Here is a 14,444-nt window from a genome sequence, read left to right on the forward strand (position 1 = left end):
ATCGCTTGCCGCGGCCCGGCCCCGCTTCTAACGTCGATTTCGATGAAGATCACCGAGATCGTGCTCGACCGGCTGCGCATCGACCTCGACCCGCCGCTGCGCGCCGCCTGGGATCCCCGGCCCCGGGAGCATTTCGACGCGACGATCGTGCGCGTGCACACCGACGAAGGCGTCACCGGCATCGGCTCCGGGGACACGATGGACGGCTTCGACTCGGCGCGCGACCACTTTCTCGGCGAGGACCCGCTCGACATCGCCCGTCACGTCAAGGCGATCGAGACGGCCAACTTCCACGGCGGCCGCTTCTGGCCGCTGGAGGCGGCGTTGTGGGACATCATCGGCAAGGTCGCCGGACTGCCCGTCGCCACGCTGTTCGGCAATTCCACGCGCGCCCTTCCCGCCTACGCCTCCTCCGCCGAGCTCAAGTCGCCACAAGAGCGTGTGGAAACCGCCTGGCAGGTCAGGGAAGCGGGCTTTCAGGCGATGAAGATCCGGATCGACCGCGCGCTCATCGAGGACGGCGTCGCCGCGGTCGCCGCCGTCCGGGACGCGCTGGGACCCGGCTTCACGATCATGGTCGATCTGAACCAGTCCTGGCGCATGGCGGGTGATACCGCGACCGCGACAGACCTGGCGACGACCCGCCAGCTCGTGCGCAGGCTCGCGGAGCTGGATGTGTTCTGGGTCGAAGAACCGCTGCCCTATCCGGACGTCGAGGGTTTCCGGCAGTTGCGAATGGACAATCCGGGTCTGCGGATCGCGGCGGGTGAGATGCATCATTCGGTCCCGGAACTGCTGCGGTACCTGGAAGACGACGTGCTCGACGTGTACCAGATGGACGTCGTGCTCGCGGTCGGCATGCACCGCGCACGCACGCTGGCGGAGCTGGCTCAGCTCAAGCACCGCGCGTTCACCCCGCACAGCTGGACCAACGGCATCGGCCTGCTCGCGAACCTGCACGTGGCGGCGGGCGTGGGCGCGGGACCGTTCTTCGAGTATCCCTTCGATCCGCCGGGCTGGACGCCGCAGCGCCGCGACTTCATGCTCACCGAACCCGTGCTCGTCAACGCCGGCGGGAAACTGGAAGTGCCGCAACGGCCCGGGCTCGGCGTGGAACTGGACGAGGAGGCGGTGCGCAGGTGGCGGATCTGACGCGGCTCAGCGTCGAGCTGAGCGGCCGCACCGAGTTCGGGCCCGGTGTCGTCGCGGACCTGCCCGCACACGTGGCGGCGCTCGGCCGTTCGCGCGCGTTCGTGGTCACCGACCGCGCGTTGCGCCCCACCGGAATCGTCGATCGTGTCGAGGGACTGCTGAGCGACATCGAGCACGCCACCTACGAGGACGTCGGCCCCAATCCGCCGATGACGGAACTGGAACGCGGCGCCGCCCGCCTGCGCGAGTTCGGGACCTGCGCGGTGATCGCGCTCGGCGGTGGCTCGGCGCTGGATGCGGCGAAGGGCATTTCGCTGCTGGCCGCCGCTCCGGCCGAATCGGGCTGGGCGCCGTTGATCGCCGTGCCCACCACCGCGGGCACCGGGGCCGAGACCAACGGCTTCGGCGTCGTGGAGGACACCCGCACCCGGCGCAAAGTCTACATAGGACATTCGTCGGTGCGCCCGAGGATCGCCGTGCTGGACCCGGAACTCACCCTCGGCCTGCCGCCGTCGGTGACCGCCGCGAGCGGTTTCGACGCGCTCGTCCACGGCATCGAATCGCTGTCCTCACGCGGCTCGAGCCCGCTGTCGGCGGCGTACGCGACGCAGGCGATCACCATGGTGGGCGAGGCTTTGCCCGCCGTGCACCGCGACGGCTCCGACCTCGAATCGCGGGCGCGGATGATGTTCGGCGCCCACCTGGCCGGGCACGCGCTCACCCTGTCCGGCCTCGGCCTCGTGCACGGGATCGGGCACGCGCTCACCGCACACGCCGGCATCCCGCACGGAGTGGCGCTCGCCACCGTGCTGGAGGAGGTCATGGCTCTCGGCGCGGGCGATGCCGCCGGTGCCTACGAATCCGTGGCCCGCGCCCTGCGCGCCACACCCACGGGCGACTGGGCGAGCGCCGCGATCGAAGCGGTGCGCGGGATTTCCGGCGCGCTGGCGATCAAGCGGCGGCTGCGCGATCTCGGCGTCGCCCGCGAGCAGTTGCCCGCCGTCGCGGCGGACGCGATCGCCGACGCCGTCACCCGGAACGCACCGAAAACCCCGACCGAGGCCGAGACCCGGGCGCTGCTCGAATCTGTCTACTGAGGACGGTAGAGACGTTTCAGGATTCGACGTAGGTGCGCCCCCACGCTCACCTGCCGGGCGAATCCGCGAGCTCGAAGCGCTTCTCGAGCCAGCGCACGATTTCCGTGGCGGCCAGCTCGTTGCCGGTGGGCTCCCCCTTGGCGATGGGGCCGCCGAAATGCAGGCCGCGCACGGTGGCGGTGGTGCGGTCGTCCGCGCCGAGCGCGCCGATCATCCGGCGGGAATCGGCGGGGAACGCGGCCTGGTCGCCGGTGAGTTCGACGAACAAGGTCGGCGCGGTGACCCGGGGCGCGCAGCGGACGAAATCTGCGTTGGAGCTGAGCCCGGACCAGGTGGACAGCCACGCTTCCGGGGTGGTGAGCCGACCGAACCCGACCTGGCCGTAGTCGATGAGGTCGGGCCGCGAACCGAACAGCGACCCGTACGGCCGTTCGCTGGGATCGAGGGACAAATCGACAGTGCGGGGATCGGCGTCGGTCCGGTACACGGCGATGATCCGCGGCGCCAGCGAGCGGCGCCGGTGCGCCGCCTCGCCACTGTTCTTGAACGCCGCGCGCGCCTCCGCGGCGCGGGCCAGATGCTCGCGCGCGACGGCGTCGATCCGGGCGACGCGATCGTGCTGCGCGGCGCGGTACCGGGCCAGGAATTCGGCCGTATAGGAGGAACTCTCGGGTGGCTCGGCGAACCCGTTGGCCGGATTGAACGGGTCGAGCTCGGGCACCACGGACAGCGGGTCGTGCTCGTCGGCCACCGACGGGTCGATGCAGCCGAGCAGCAGCTTGCCCTGCCCGGGGTGCGGGGCGAGGAAGACCGCGCCGTCGGCCAACGGCATCTCGGCGTCGGCCAGTGGAACCGGCCTGCCGCCCGGGGTCGTGGTGATGCGCTCCCCCGCCGGACGTCCCGCCTGTTCCAGGTAGAAGGCGTACAGCGCGCCCCCACCGGAATGGCCGAGGGTGACGATCGACGCGAAACCCTGCTCCCGCAGGAAAACCAGGCCCGCGGCGACGTCCAGCAGCGCCTGCTCGTGCACGAGGGTGAGGTCGTTGTTGACCGAGCGGGTGTGCTGTGTCCACACCGCGGCGCCCGACCGCAGCAGCAGCGGGACCAGCGGATGGTGGGTGACGTCCTGGCGCGGGTGCATCAGGCAGACGACCGTCGTGGCGCCGGGCACGGTGGTGAGCACGCCGCGCACGGTCGCTCCGTCCACAGTGGTCAGTTCGTGCACCGTCGTGGTGCTGTTGTCCGGGCGGCTGTCCGCTGCCAGGTACCGGCCCGCGCCGAGACGTCCCGTGCTCGTCACACCGGCTCCACGCGCAGAGCGTCTTTGTCGTGCTGGGTGATGCGGCTGTCCCTGGCCACCCCGGCCACGGCGCTGTACCAGACGGCGTGGCGGCAGCCGGTGGCGCGCCGGTCGATGACGATCGGGCCCGCCGCGTTGATCTCGAAGTACGGGCCGATCCGGCCGATGCTCACCGCCGAATCCTCGCCCGCCACCTTGGCCAGCGGCGTGTTCTCCGGTACGTCGAGCACGTAGAGGGTCGTCACCGCCCCGCCTCCTGCTCGCTGCGGGCCAGTTCCCAGTCCGCGGCCCGTTCGACGATCAGCTCCGCCTTGCGGGCCAGCAGTTTCCCGAACGTCGGCTCCGGCTCGGCCACGACGTCGAGCAGCGCGTCGATGGTGAGGTTCGCGTCGAGATCTTCCTGGGGTGTCACCGGGCGCATCGCGCGGGTGATCTCGAACATGTAGCCGTTCGGGTCGTGGGTGTAGATCGACTCGATGGTCTCGTGCTGGATCTGCATCTCGACGGGCCAGTCGCTGGCGTCCAGGCGGCGCCGGTACTCCAGCAGATCCTCTTCGTTGTCCACGTGGATCGCCAGATGCCGTGACCGCACGAAGAACTCCGGGACTTCCGCGCCGAACCGTGCGTAGACATCGCCCTTGGCGCCCTCGGCACCGCCGATTTCGGTGCCGGTGCCGAAGTAGTAGAAGAACGCGATCCGGTCGTCGTTGCCGATGTCGAAGAAGAAGTGGATGAAGTCCGGGTGGTCCTCCGGGCCCCAGCCCGCCGCGCAAATCGAATGCACGACCGGGAAACCCAGCACGTCCCGGTAGAAGCGCACCGTCGCGGCCGGGTCGAAGGTCGGGAACGCGACGTGGTCGACCCCCCTGACCCGGTGGTCCAGCTCCGTCATGGAGAACCTCCTGCAATACCTCGTGCCGTTTCCCTCACGGTACGCGGCAGTCAACGATTGAGTCAACAGTTTGACGTTAGAGACGATTTCGCGGGCATGTGTCCGCCGGGATGTGTTGCGCCACGGGAGCGGCGGTCAGTCCTTGAGCAGGCGTTCGAGGTGGTCGAGGTCCTGCCGGAGCATCTTCAACGCGGCTTGCGGGCCCTCGCCGTCGAGCGTGTGGTGATCGGCCCGGCGCAGGGCCGCGATCGCCATTTCGGCGAACTGGTCGGTCACGGCCTCTTCGTTGTCGCGACCGCCCGGGTTGAACCACCACGCGACCCAGTTGCACATGCCCAGCACGCCCAGCGCGGCCACCCGTGCGTCGACCGGCCGGAACTGGCCCGCCCGGATGCCGTCCTCGATGACCTCGGCGACGGTCTTCAGCACGGCGCGGCGGCTCTCGTCATAGGCCGCGGTCAGTTCCTCGGGAAGTTCGGCCTCGGAACGGATCAGCAGCCGGAACCGCGCCGGCTGGGTCGCGCGACGCCGCACGATGATCTCCACGATGGCGCGCAGCTGCCCCACCGCGTCGAGATCGGCCTGCTCGACCAGCTCCTTCAGCTCGTTCAGCGGGCCGTTGGTGACCTCGGTGACCAGCTTGGCCAGCAGCTCGTCCTTGCTTTTGACGTAGTAGTAAAGAGCGGGGCGGGTGATCCCGATCGCGTCCGCGATGTCCTGCAGGCTGGTGCCCGCGAAGCCACGCTCGGCGAAAAGCCGGGTGGCCTGCTCGTACATCTCGTTCTCGACGAGCTCCCGGCGCGCGGTCGTGACGCGCGCAGGCTTGTCGCCCTCCGCCGCGCCGTTGCCGCCGGCTCGCGGAGCCGCCCCGGCCTTGCGCGGTGCGGGCTTTCGTCGCGAACTGCTGGTCATGGCCATCATGGTAAAGGTTCGGCCGCGAATACCGGGTTCATCATGCCGGCGACGCCAGGAGACGGCCGGCGCCGGGCACCGTGGGCGGCAGGCCGAGGTGACGCAGCAGGGTGTACGCACCTGCGGTAGCCGCGGACAGGACGGGAATCCCGAACTCCGCCTCGGCGGGCTCGACGAGATCGAGCGAAGGCATCTGCACGCACGCGGAGATCACCAGCGCGTCGGCACCGGCGAGATTCAGGCCGCGTGCGGCAGCCATGATCCGGTCGCCGGGTATGCACCCGACCTCGGCGTTGTCGCCGACCTCGAGCGCGGCCCAGTCCACGACCTCGAAACCCTCGGCTTCCAGATATTCGACGACCTGCTCGGCCAGCGGGCGCAGGTACGGCGTGACCAGCGCGATGCGGCGCTCGCCGAGTGCGTTGAGGCCTTCCACCAGCGCGCCCGCGCTGGAGAGCACGGCGGGCCGCTGACCGGCTTTCGCGAACTGTTCGGTCACCGCGGCCTCGGTCCGCTGATGCTCGCCCGGGCCCTGCGCCATGAGCGCGACCAGACAGGCGTAGAGCACGGCGTCCACGCCCGCGTCGGCGAGTTCGTCGACGCACCGTTCGCGTTGCGCGTTCATCGCACGCAGCTCCTCCGGGGACACCGTGTGCATCCGCATCCGGCTGGAGTGGAAGGAAAACCGCGCCTCGGGATGGCGGCCGAGCAGCGCGGGCACCTCCGTTTCGACGGTGACGTTGGAGCTGGGGACCACGAGTCCGATACGACGAATGCTCACAGAGTTCCTCCCGAAGTGGTGGCGGGGGCCGCGTTGTCCTGCCGTGCGGCGTTCTCGGCGGCGACCTTCCCGGCGATGTCGGCGTGCAGGCGCTTCTTGTCCATCTTCCCGACGAGGGTGCGGGGAATTTCGGAAAGCAGTTCGACGCGTTCGGGCCATTTGAACTTGGCCACCTGCAGCGCGGCGAAATGCTCCTGGACGTCGCCGAGGGTGAGTGGTTTCCCTTGTACGACAAGGTAAGCGCAGCCGCGCTCGCCGAGCCGGGGGTCCGGCATGGCGACCACGGCGGCGCCGGTGATCCGTGGGTGGCGCAGCAACAGGGACTCCACCTCCTCGGCGTTGATCTTCTCTCCGCCGCGGTTGATCACGTCCTTGATGCGGCCTTCGATCGTGACGTAGCGGCCTCCGTCGATCTCGCGGATCGCCGCGAGGTCACCCGTGCGGTAGAAGCCGTCTGAGGTGAACGCCGTCGCGTTGTGCTTGTCCGCGTCGAAGTAGCCGCGCAGCGTGTACGGGCCGCGGCAGCACAGTTCGCCGACTTCCCCGTCGGGGACCTCGGTTTCGGTCCCCGGCGCGAGCACGCGCACTTCGTCCAATGCGGACAGTGGGGTGCCGACGGTCTCCGCGCGTGCTTCGCGGGGAGCACCGGGACGGGTCGTGAGGAACAGCCCCTCCCCCATGCCGAACAGCTGCCCGGACCACAGGCCGCGGCGTTCCAGTTCGTCGAACAGCGCGGGCGGCACCTTCGTGCCGGACAGCACGATCTGGTTCACCGCGGCCGTGGCCGCCTCGAACGCGGGCAGGTCCACGGTCCGGAAATGCCCGTGGCCGAGCAGGACGTGCGTGGCGCCTTCCCGTGCCAGCAAAGGCAACGAGACGTCCGGATCCGCGGTGCCGAGGACGAGGCAGCCACCGACGCTGTGGGGGCCGTGGACGGCGCACACGATGCCCGCGTTGTGGATGATGGGGATCAGGTGGGCGACACGGCTTTCCGCGCTCCATCCCCACGAACGCGCGTATTCCGCGGCGTTGTACCAGTACTCGGCGTGCAACCGCGGAATGACCTTCGGCACCCCGGTCGTCCCGCCGGAGAGCTGGAATACCGCGACATCGTCGGGACCGATGCCGCGCTGAATCTCCTCGACGGTCCGGCGCGCGGCTCGCGGATCGAGGTCGGCACCGAGGGACTCGATCGCGACCCCGGCGGTGGTACCGGTTCCGCCCAGCACCAGAACCTGTCGCAGCGTCGGATGGTCGCGCTGCTGCTCGAGGGCGAAATTCACCAGGTCGAACCCGCGTGTTCCGGCCTCCACGAGGTGCGCGACCGCGCCGACGCGGCGGCTGATCTCGCCGATCTCGTGACCGCGATGAGCGGCGAGTGTGCACACGGGGATCAGCCCGGCCTTGAGCACCCCGTACCAGGCCAGGATCGCCCCCAGCCGGTTCGTCACCTGGAACAGCACGGGGTCACCGGGCACGAGTCCCAGCCCGGCCAGGCCGGCCGCCAGCAGATCGGAGCGCTCGTCCAGTTCGCGGAAGGTCAGCCGCCCGTCCAGCGCGACGACGGCGTCGCGCTCGGAATGGGCGCCGGCCACGGCGTGCAGTTCGTCGGCGATGGTGCACGTGCCCCACAGGCCCGCCTCGCGGTAGCGGCGCACGGCGTCCTCGGGATAGGCGACGAGGCGGCTGCCCCACCTGCTGGTGCTCATACGTCCTCCTCGGTGAGCGAGACCAGGTCACAACGCCCGCTGACCAGGCCGGCCGCCAGATCGGCGCGCAGACTCGCCGGCCCATTCACCACGATGAGCCCCCCGACCTCGCTTCGCACCCGCTCGGCCAGATCCAGCCTGGTCAACAGGGCGGGCCGGTCCGTGAGCCCGGTGAAACGGAAGCCGTCGGCGCCGTCCCGGCGAGCCTCACGTGCCCGCGCGATGAGGTCGTCTCCGGCCTCGTCCCAGGGATCGGCGAGGTTTTCGGCGAACGTGGTGAGCGCGAGCCCGTCCGGCACGTGGCGCAGGATCCGGTGCGGGAACTCGGTTTTCCCGTGCCGCAGGGGTTGTTCCAGCACCCAGTCGACGAGGTCCGCCGCCGGGGGTGCGGCGCCCGCGTACTGCTCGAGCGCGGTCGCGACGACGTCCGGGCTGGTGGCGGCGAAGCGGTCGAGCGGAACGTTGCCCGCCCGCGTCATGTACGCGACCATCAGCCGCTCGACCGGGATGTCGAGCCGGGACGGGAACGACTCCCACCACAGCCGGCTCCGCCGCGCCAGTTCCTGCATCCGCTCGACCGACGGGCGGCGCGTGGTCTCGTACCGCGCGAACGCGGCTTCCACGTCCGGCTCCTCGGCCAGCGCTTCGACAAGGCCGATCGCGTCCTCCATGGCGAGCTTGGTGCCCGATCCGATGGAGAAGTGGGCGGTGTGCGCCGCGTCCCCGAGCAACACGGTCCGCCCGTGCGACCAGCGGGCACACCGCACGGTGCGGAACCGGGTCCAGCGGGTCCGGTTACCGATCAGGGCGTGTCCTCGCAGTTCGCTGGCGAACACTTCTTCCAGGTACCGCAACGAAGTCTCGTCGGAGTCCTCGGGCTGCGCCGGCTCCGGCGACCGGTCGAACCCGGCGCTTCGCCACGTCTGCTCGTCGGTCTCGATCAGAAACGTGCTGCGGCCGCCGGAATACGGATAGGCGTGCGTCACGAACACACCGTGCTCGGTGCGCACCGGGACGAACAGCGCGTCCGGCAACGCGAATTCGGCTCCGCACCACAGGAACAGCCCGCGGCCGAGCTCGGTCGTCTCGCCGAACTCGCCGGCGCTGCGGGTGGCGCTGCTGACCCCGTCGGCGGCGATGACGATGTCCGCGTCGAACTCGCCGGCGCTGCGCCGCGTCCCGTATTCGATGCGCACCCCGGCCTTTTCGGCGTGCCGTTGCAGTACGGCGAGCAACTCGGTGCGCGCGATGCCGATCAGCCGGTCGTTGTGCACCCGCGCGGTCCGGCCGTCGACCACCATCGTCATGTCGTGCCGGTGTCCCGCCGCCACGAGGTCGCGCAGCGTGTCCGCGTCGGCCGCTTCGAGTTTGCGTTGCGTGCCTGCCGCCAGGCCCACTCCGAAACCGAACGTCTTGTCCGGCTCACCCTGCTCGTGGACGACCACGTCGCACCACGGCTGGGCCAGCTTCAGCAGACGCGCGACGTACAGCCCGCCGGGGCCTCCGCCAAGCACGGCGGCACGGCGCACTCGCATCCTGACCTCCTGTTTTACGGCTCATCACGTCGATTGACGATGGCGTAAATGATTAAACACAAGTGAAGACAAGTCAAGAGCCGGCGTGCTTGACTCCAAACAGCAGCGTTTAATAGTCTACGTTCTCGTCACCAGTTGTGGCGCCGAGGCGTGCGCGCCGTCGGCGCCCCTGCAAGTTCGCTTCCACGCAAAGGAGCGTGAGTCATGGCGTATGTCATCGGCGTGGACGTGGGCGGCACGTTCACCGATGCCGTTCTCGATGACGACGCGGGGACCGTGCTCGCCGCGAAGTCCCCGTCCACCCCGCCCGACTATTCCCGGGGAGTGCTCGACGTACTCGGCTTGCTGGCCGAACAGCTCGGCAAGTCGCTGCCCGAGATGCTCGCCGAGACCCATCACATCGCGCACGGCACGACGTCCTCGCTGAACGCGCTGGTGATGGGCAACGTGCCGCCGGTGGGTTTCCTGACCACCAAGGGCCACCGCGACTCGATCTTCATCATGAACGTCGAGGGCCGCTACCTCGGCCGCTCCCCGCACGAGCTGCAGAACGTGCTCGGCCAGGCCAAGGACCACACCCTGCTGCCGAAACGGCACGCACTCGAAGTGACCGAACGGATGGACCGGGACGGCAACGTCGTCGTGCGACTGGACGAGGACGAGGCCCGCGCCGCGATCCGCGCCCTGCTCGACGACGGCGTCCGCGCGATCGCCGTGTCGCTGCTGTGGTCCTTCCGCAATCCCGCGCACGAGCACCGGCTGCGCGAACTGGTCGCCGAGGCCGATCCCGACGTGTTCGTCGCGCTCTCCAGTGAGGTCAGCCCGCGCATCCGCGAGTTCGCCCGCAACGCCACCACGATCATGAGCACGCAGATCGGACCAGGCCTGCGCGACTACCTCACCACGCTCGAAGACACGCTTCGCGAGAACCGGCTGTCCGGGCCGCTGCTGGTCATGCAGAGCAACGGCGGCGCCGTCGCGGCCAAGGAAGCTCCGGCCACGGCGATCAGCACGGTCGGCTCCGTGCTGACCGGCGGCGTGGTCGGGTCGGTCGCGCTGGGCCGCCAGCTGGGCCACCGCAACATCATCTCCACCGACGTCGGCGGCACCACGTTCCTCGCCGGGCTCGTCGTCGACGGCGAACCCGTGCGCGACACCACCACGGTGATCAACCACCACCCGATCAACGTGCCCACCCTGCGCGTCGACGCGATCGGGTCCGGCGGCGGCGCCATCGCCTGGCTGGACGCGGGCGGCAACCTGCGCATCGGACCGCGCAGCGCGCAAGCCGTTCCGGGCCCGGCCTGCTACGGCAACGGCGGCACCGAGCCGACCAACACCGACGCCAACCTCGTGCTCGGCATCCTGCCCGAACGCGGTCTGCTCGGCGGCCGCAAACCGCTCTCGCTCGAACTGGCCCGCCAGGCGATCGAAACGCAGATCGCGAAACCGCTCGGCCTCTCCGTCGAAGAGGCGGCCGCCGCGATCTACACGGTGCAGAACGCGCAAACCGGTGACCTGCTGAGGAAAACCGTCGTCGAGGCGGGGCACGATCCGCGTGGCTTCGTGCTCTACGCCTTCGGCGGCGCCGGTCCCGCGCACTGCGCCGGTTACGCCGCAGAGGTGGGTGTCGGCGAGGTCGTGGTTCCGCTCGGCCCGGTCGCATCGGCCTTCTCCGCCTACGGCCTCGCGTCGTCCGACATCGCGCTGGCCGCCGAGCTGTCCGATCCGACCACGGTGCCGTTCGACCCGGCGCGCGCGGAGCAGAACTTCGCCGTGCTGGAGAAGCAGGTGCGCGAGGGGCTGGACCGCCAGGGCGTGAAGTTCGACACCGTCGAACTTCACCGCGAGATCGACATGCGCTACACGATGCAGCTGGCCGAGGTCACCGCACCGGTCGTGAGCGGTCCACTCGACGCGGCCGCGATCGAGGAGGCCGCGACGGCGTTCGAGGAACGCTACGCCGCCCTCTACGGCAAGGACGCCGGCTTCCGCGAGGCCGGTATCCAGGCCATCACCTTCCGGGTCCGCGGGATCGGCATCCTGCCGTTCTCGCCGGAGCTGCCCACGATTCCCGCGGCGGACTCGCCCGATCCGGCCGAGGCGCGAGCAGGACACCGTCCGGTCTGCCTCGACGCGGCCGCCGGTTACGCCGACACGCCCGTCTACGACTACCGCAAGCTGCGCGCCGGGCACGAGCTCGCCGGGCCGGCCATCGTCGAGGTCCCCACGACCACCGTCGTCGTCCCGGGCGGCACCACCGGCACCGTGGACTCGCTCGGCAACCTCATCATCCGCCGCACCTCGGCAAGGAGCGCCTCATGAGCATGCCCATCTTCGGCTCCGAGACCTTCGCGAGCCGGCCCGTCGATCCCGAAGAACTGCGCCGTTCCCTTCCGTCCACTATGGACGTCCACAGTGTCAGCCAGGAACAGGTCGACGCGCTCGACCCGCTCACCTACGAAGTCGTACGCCACCGGCTGTGGTCGGTCACCGACGAGATGGGCGAAGCGCTCAAGCGGATGTCGGGTTCGCCGATCGTGACCGACGCCAACGACTTCGACTTCGCCATCTCCGACGAACTCGGCCAGGAAGTCCAGGTCGGGCTCTACAACACGATGCTCGTCGGCGCGGTCGATCTGGCCATCTACTGGACGCTGCGCAACCGCGCGGCCAATCCCGGCATCGCCGAAGGGGACATGTTCCTCACGAACGATCCGTGGGTCGGCGGCGGGCTGCACCAGAACGATGTCATGGTCTACCAACCGGTCTTCCACGACGGCAAGCTGTTCGCGTGGACGAGCGCGATCTGCCACGAACCGGACCTCGGCGGCGTCGGGCTCGGCTCGTTCTCACCCGCCGCCGAAGACGTGTTCTCCGAATCGCTGCCCACCCCGCCGGTGAAGGTCGTGCGGGACTTCGAGTTGCAGCGCGACGTCGCCGACGTGTGGGTCCGGCGGTCGCGGGTGCCGATGCTGGTCGCGCTCGATCTGCGCGCGAAGGTCGGCGCCAACAACGTGGGCCGGGAACGCTTGCACGCACTGATCGAGCAGTACGGCGCGGACACGGTCAAGGCCGTCATGAAGCGGATGATGGCGGATGCGGAAACCCGGCTGCGGGACAAGCTGACCAGCCTGCCCGACGGCAGCTGGAGCGCGACCGGGTATCAGGACCAGTCCCACGAAGGCGACCGCGGCCTGCACAAGATCACGGTCACCACCACCAAGACCGGCGATCACCTGACCTTCGACTTCACCGGCACCGATCCGCAGTCCGGCGTCGTCAACTGCACCTACGCCGGTATGCGTGGCGGCGTCATGCTCGCGCTGCTGCCGATCCTGGCCGGCGACATCCCGTGGTCGGCGGGCGGGCTCATGCGCTGCTTCGACCTGATCACCGAGGAAGGCACGCTCAACAACGCCACCTATCCCGCCGCGGTGGGCCGCGGTCCGATCGGCCCGGCCTGGCTCACCGGCAACCTGGTGGCCGAATGCCTGTCGCAGATGCTCGACCGCGATCTCGAACTCGGCAAGAACGTGCAGGCCACCTGCTGCGGCACGTGGGACACCGCGGTCATCGCCGGGCTGGACGAGCGTGCCGAGCAGCCGGCGCCGTTCCTCAACATCATCATGGAGCCGATGTCCGGCGGGTACGGCGCGCGCCCCCACGCCGACGGCATCGACACGGGTGGGTTGTTCTGTATTCCGATGGGGCGCATTCCCGATGTCGAGATGACCGAGTTCCTGTATCCGGTTCTCGCGTTGTGGCGGCGCGAGGTGCCCGACTCCGGTGGGCCGGGCCGGCATCGCGGCGGCGTCGGCGCCTCGATCGCGATCACCCCGCACGGCACGAGCATTCCCATGGGCCTCGTGCTCGCTTCCAACGGCAAGGCCGTCTCGCAGAACGGCGGGCTCGCCGGCGGGCACCCCGGTAACACGGGTCTGGACGTGCTGGCCCGGCAAAGCCGCGTCAGCGAGTTGCTGGCGTCGGGCCGGATGCCCAGCGAGCTGAGCGAGATCAGCGACAGTCTGGAGCCTGCGCAGAACTACGCGTCCAGTTACCTCGCGCCCGGCGAGGTGTTCGTGATGACCTGGCAGGGTGGCGGGGGCTACGGCGATCCGCTCACCCGTGATCCGCGCGCGGTCGCGCGGGACCTGCGGGAGCAGAAGATCACGGCCGACGCGGCGCGGAGTGTTTACGGGGTGGTCGTGGAGAGCGGCACCGTGGACGAGGCCGCCACGGCGGGTGAGCGGGAACGTCAGCGGTCCGCGCGCCGGGAGCGGTCAAGTCTGCTGGGGGCGCCGTCGGGCCGGAAGGCCGATCTCGCGGCGGTGAAGCGGCTGGACGACAACCTCGTGGAGGTGGCCGTCGGGGACGGTGCGGCGGTCGCCTGCCGCCACTGCGCGGAGGTCCTGGGCGACGGCGAGGATGTCGCACTCGCCGTGTACGAGGGTCCAGCGACCGACGCCGGCCCGCAGATCATCGCGAACGCGGCGGATTACGTCGATGCGCCGGTGGTGTTCCGGCAGTACTGCTGCCCGTCGTGCTGGACGGCGTTCTACTCGGCGGTCGTCCCGGCCGGCCACCCGGCCCCGCCCCTGGGGCGGCAGACACCCGCAAGGGCAGCCTGACCAGCTCCCCAAGGCCGACCCGGCAGCACGAAGCAACCGGGTCGGCCTGCTCGTTGGACCACGCGCAGCACGAAGCAGCCGGCTCAGCCTGAACGCCAACGCCGCTGGACAAACGCCCAACGGAACACCCGAAAACCGGCGCTGGTAACCACCCAAGCCACCCACCCGGGAACGCAAGAAGCTCGCACCGCAGGGGCTCCGGGGGCTCGGCCCCCGGACAAAACGACGACCGACCCGGCGAGCGCATCCCGCGACCAGAGTCAGCCAAACCTCCCGCAAACCGGCTCAGCCTGAACGCCAACGCCGCCGGACAAACGCCCAACGGAACACCCGAAAACCGGCGCTGGTAACCACCCAAGCCACCCACCCGGGAACGCAAGAAGCTCGCACCGCAGGGGCTCCGGGGGCTCGGCCCCCGGACAAAACGACGACCGA

At 69.8% G+C, this 14,444-nt stretch carries 11 protein-coding genes; 4 read left to right on the forward strand and 7 right to left on the reverse strand.

Translation table 11 applies throughout. The annotated features are described in order from the left end of the window. The first annotated feature begins 42 nt into the window (after nucleotides 1–42). Together HFP15_RS37070 and HFP15_RS37075 are read left to right on the forward strand one after the other, a co-directional pair. Nucleotides 43–1,152 (forward strand): mandelate racemase/muconate lactonizing enzyme family protein, encoded by a 1,110-nt coding sequence (locus HFP15_RS37070; RefSeq protein WP_168522338.1) that lies wholly within the window; start codon nucleotides 43–45, stop codon nucleotides 1,150–1,152. Further along, nucleotides 1,140–2,249 carry an iron-containing alcohol dehydrogenase family protein gene (locus tag HFP15_RS37075; protein WP_168522340.1) on the forward strand — a complete coding sequence of 370 codons (1,110 nt, stop codon included), beginning with the start codon at nucleotides 1,140–1,142 and terminating at the stop codon, nucleotides 2,247–2,249. The genes HFP15_RS37070 and HFP15_RS37075 overlap by 13 nt, the downstream gene beginning before the upstream one ends. Nucleotides 2,250–2,295: 46 nt before the next feature. On the opposite strand, the gene HFP15_RS37080 is transcribed toward HFP15_RS37075, so the two are convergent. The 7 genes from HFP15_RS37080 to HFP15_RS37110 all read right to left on the reverse strand — a co-directional run bounded on the left by HFP15_RS37080 (nucleotide 2,296) and on the right by HFP15_RS37110 (nucleotide 9,378). Beyond that, nucleotides 2,296–3,549, reverse strand: coding sequence for an alpha/beta hydrolase (locus tag HFP15_RS37080; RefSeq protein ID WP_168522342.1), 1,254 nt, complete (start codon nucleotides 3,547–3,549; stop codon nucleotides 2,296–2,298). Then, complete coding sequence (locus HFP15_RS37085; protein ID WP_168522345.1) at nucleotides 3,546–3,794, reverse strand: hypothetical protein; 249 nt, start codon at nucleotides 3,792–3,794, stop codon at nucleotides 3,546–3,548. The genes HFP15_RS37080 and HFP15_RS37085 overlap by 4 nt, the downstream gene beginning before the upstream one ends. Then, the gene (locus HFP15_RS37090; protein ID WP_168522347.1) at nucleotides 3,791–4,441 is read right to left on the reverse strand and encodes a VOC family protein; all 651 of its coding nucleotides are present in this window, start codon (nucleotides 4,439–4,441) and stop codon (nucleotides 3,791–3,793) included. Before HFP15_RS37090 ends, HFP15_RS37085 begins: the two co-directional genes overlap by 4 nt. 135 nt (nucleotides 4,442–4,576) lie before the next feature. Then, complete coding sequence (locus HFP15_RS37095) at nucleotides 4,577–5,353, reverse strand: TetR/AcrR family transcriptional regulator (RefSeq protein ID WP_246272387.1); 777 nt, start codon at nucleotides 5,351–5,353, stop codon at nucleotides 4,577–4,579. Nucleotides 5,354–5,393: 40 nt separating this feature from the next. After that, nucleotides 5,394–6,134 carry a maleate cis-trans isomerase family protein gene (locus tag HFP15_RS37100; RefSeq protein ID WP_168522350.1) on the reverse strand — a complete coding sequence of 247 codons (741 nt, stop codon included), beginning with the start codon at nucleotides 6,132–6,134 and terminating at the stop codon, nucleotides 5,394–5,396. After that, a complete protein-coding gene (locus HFP15_RS37105; protein WP_168522352.1) occupies nucleotides 6,131–7,843 on the reverse strand; it encodes a (2,3-dihydroxybenzoyl)adenylate synthase in 1,713 nt (570 codons plus the stop codon). The genes HFP15_RS37100 and HFP15_RS37105 overlap by 4 nt, the downstream gene beginning before the upstream one ends. Further along, nucleotides 7,840–9,378, reverse strand: coding sequence for an FAD-dependent monooxygenase (locus tag HFP15_RS37110; RefSeq protein WP_168522354.1), 1,539 nt, complete (start codon nucleotides 9,376–9,378; stop codon nucleotides 7,840–7,842). The genes HFP15_RS37105 and HFP15_RS37110 overlap by 4 nt, the downstream gene beginning before the upstream one ends. Nucleotides 9,379–9,582: 204 nt before the next feature. Between HFP15_RS37110 and HFP15_RS37115 the strand changes: the two genes are divergently transcribed. Together HFP15_RS37115 and HFP15_RS37120 are read left to right on the forward strand one after the other, a co-directional pair. Next, nucleotides 9,583–11,703, forward strand: a complete 2,121-nt coding sequence (locus HFP15_RS37115; RefSeq protein ID WP_168522356.1) for a hydantoinase/oxoprolinase family protein — start codon at nucleotides 9,583–9,585, stop codon at nucleotides 11,701–11,703. Next, a complete protein-coding gene (locus tag HFP15_RS37120; protein ID WP_168522358.1) occupies nucleotides 11,700–14,009 on the forward strand; it encodes a hydantoinase B/oxoprolinase family protein in 2,310 nt (769 codons plus the stop codon). Before HFP15_RS37115 ends, HFP15_RS37120 begins: the two co-directional genes overlap by 4 nt. Nucleotides 14,010–14,444 lie beyond the last annotated feature (435 nt).

This window comes from Amycolatopsis acididurans, assembly GCF_012328925.1.
In the GTDB taxonomy this organism is placed as follows: domain Bacteria; phylum Actinomycetota; class Actinomycetes; order Mycobacteriales; family Pseudonocardiaceae; genus Amycolatopsis_E; species Amycolatopsis_E acididurans.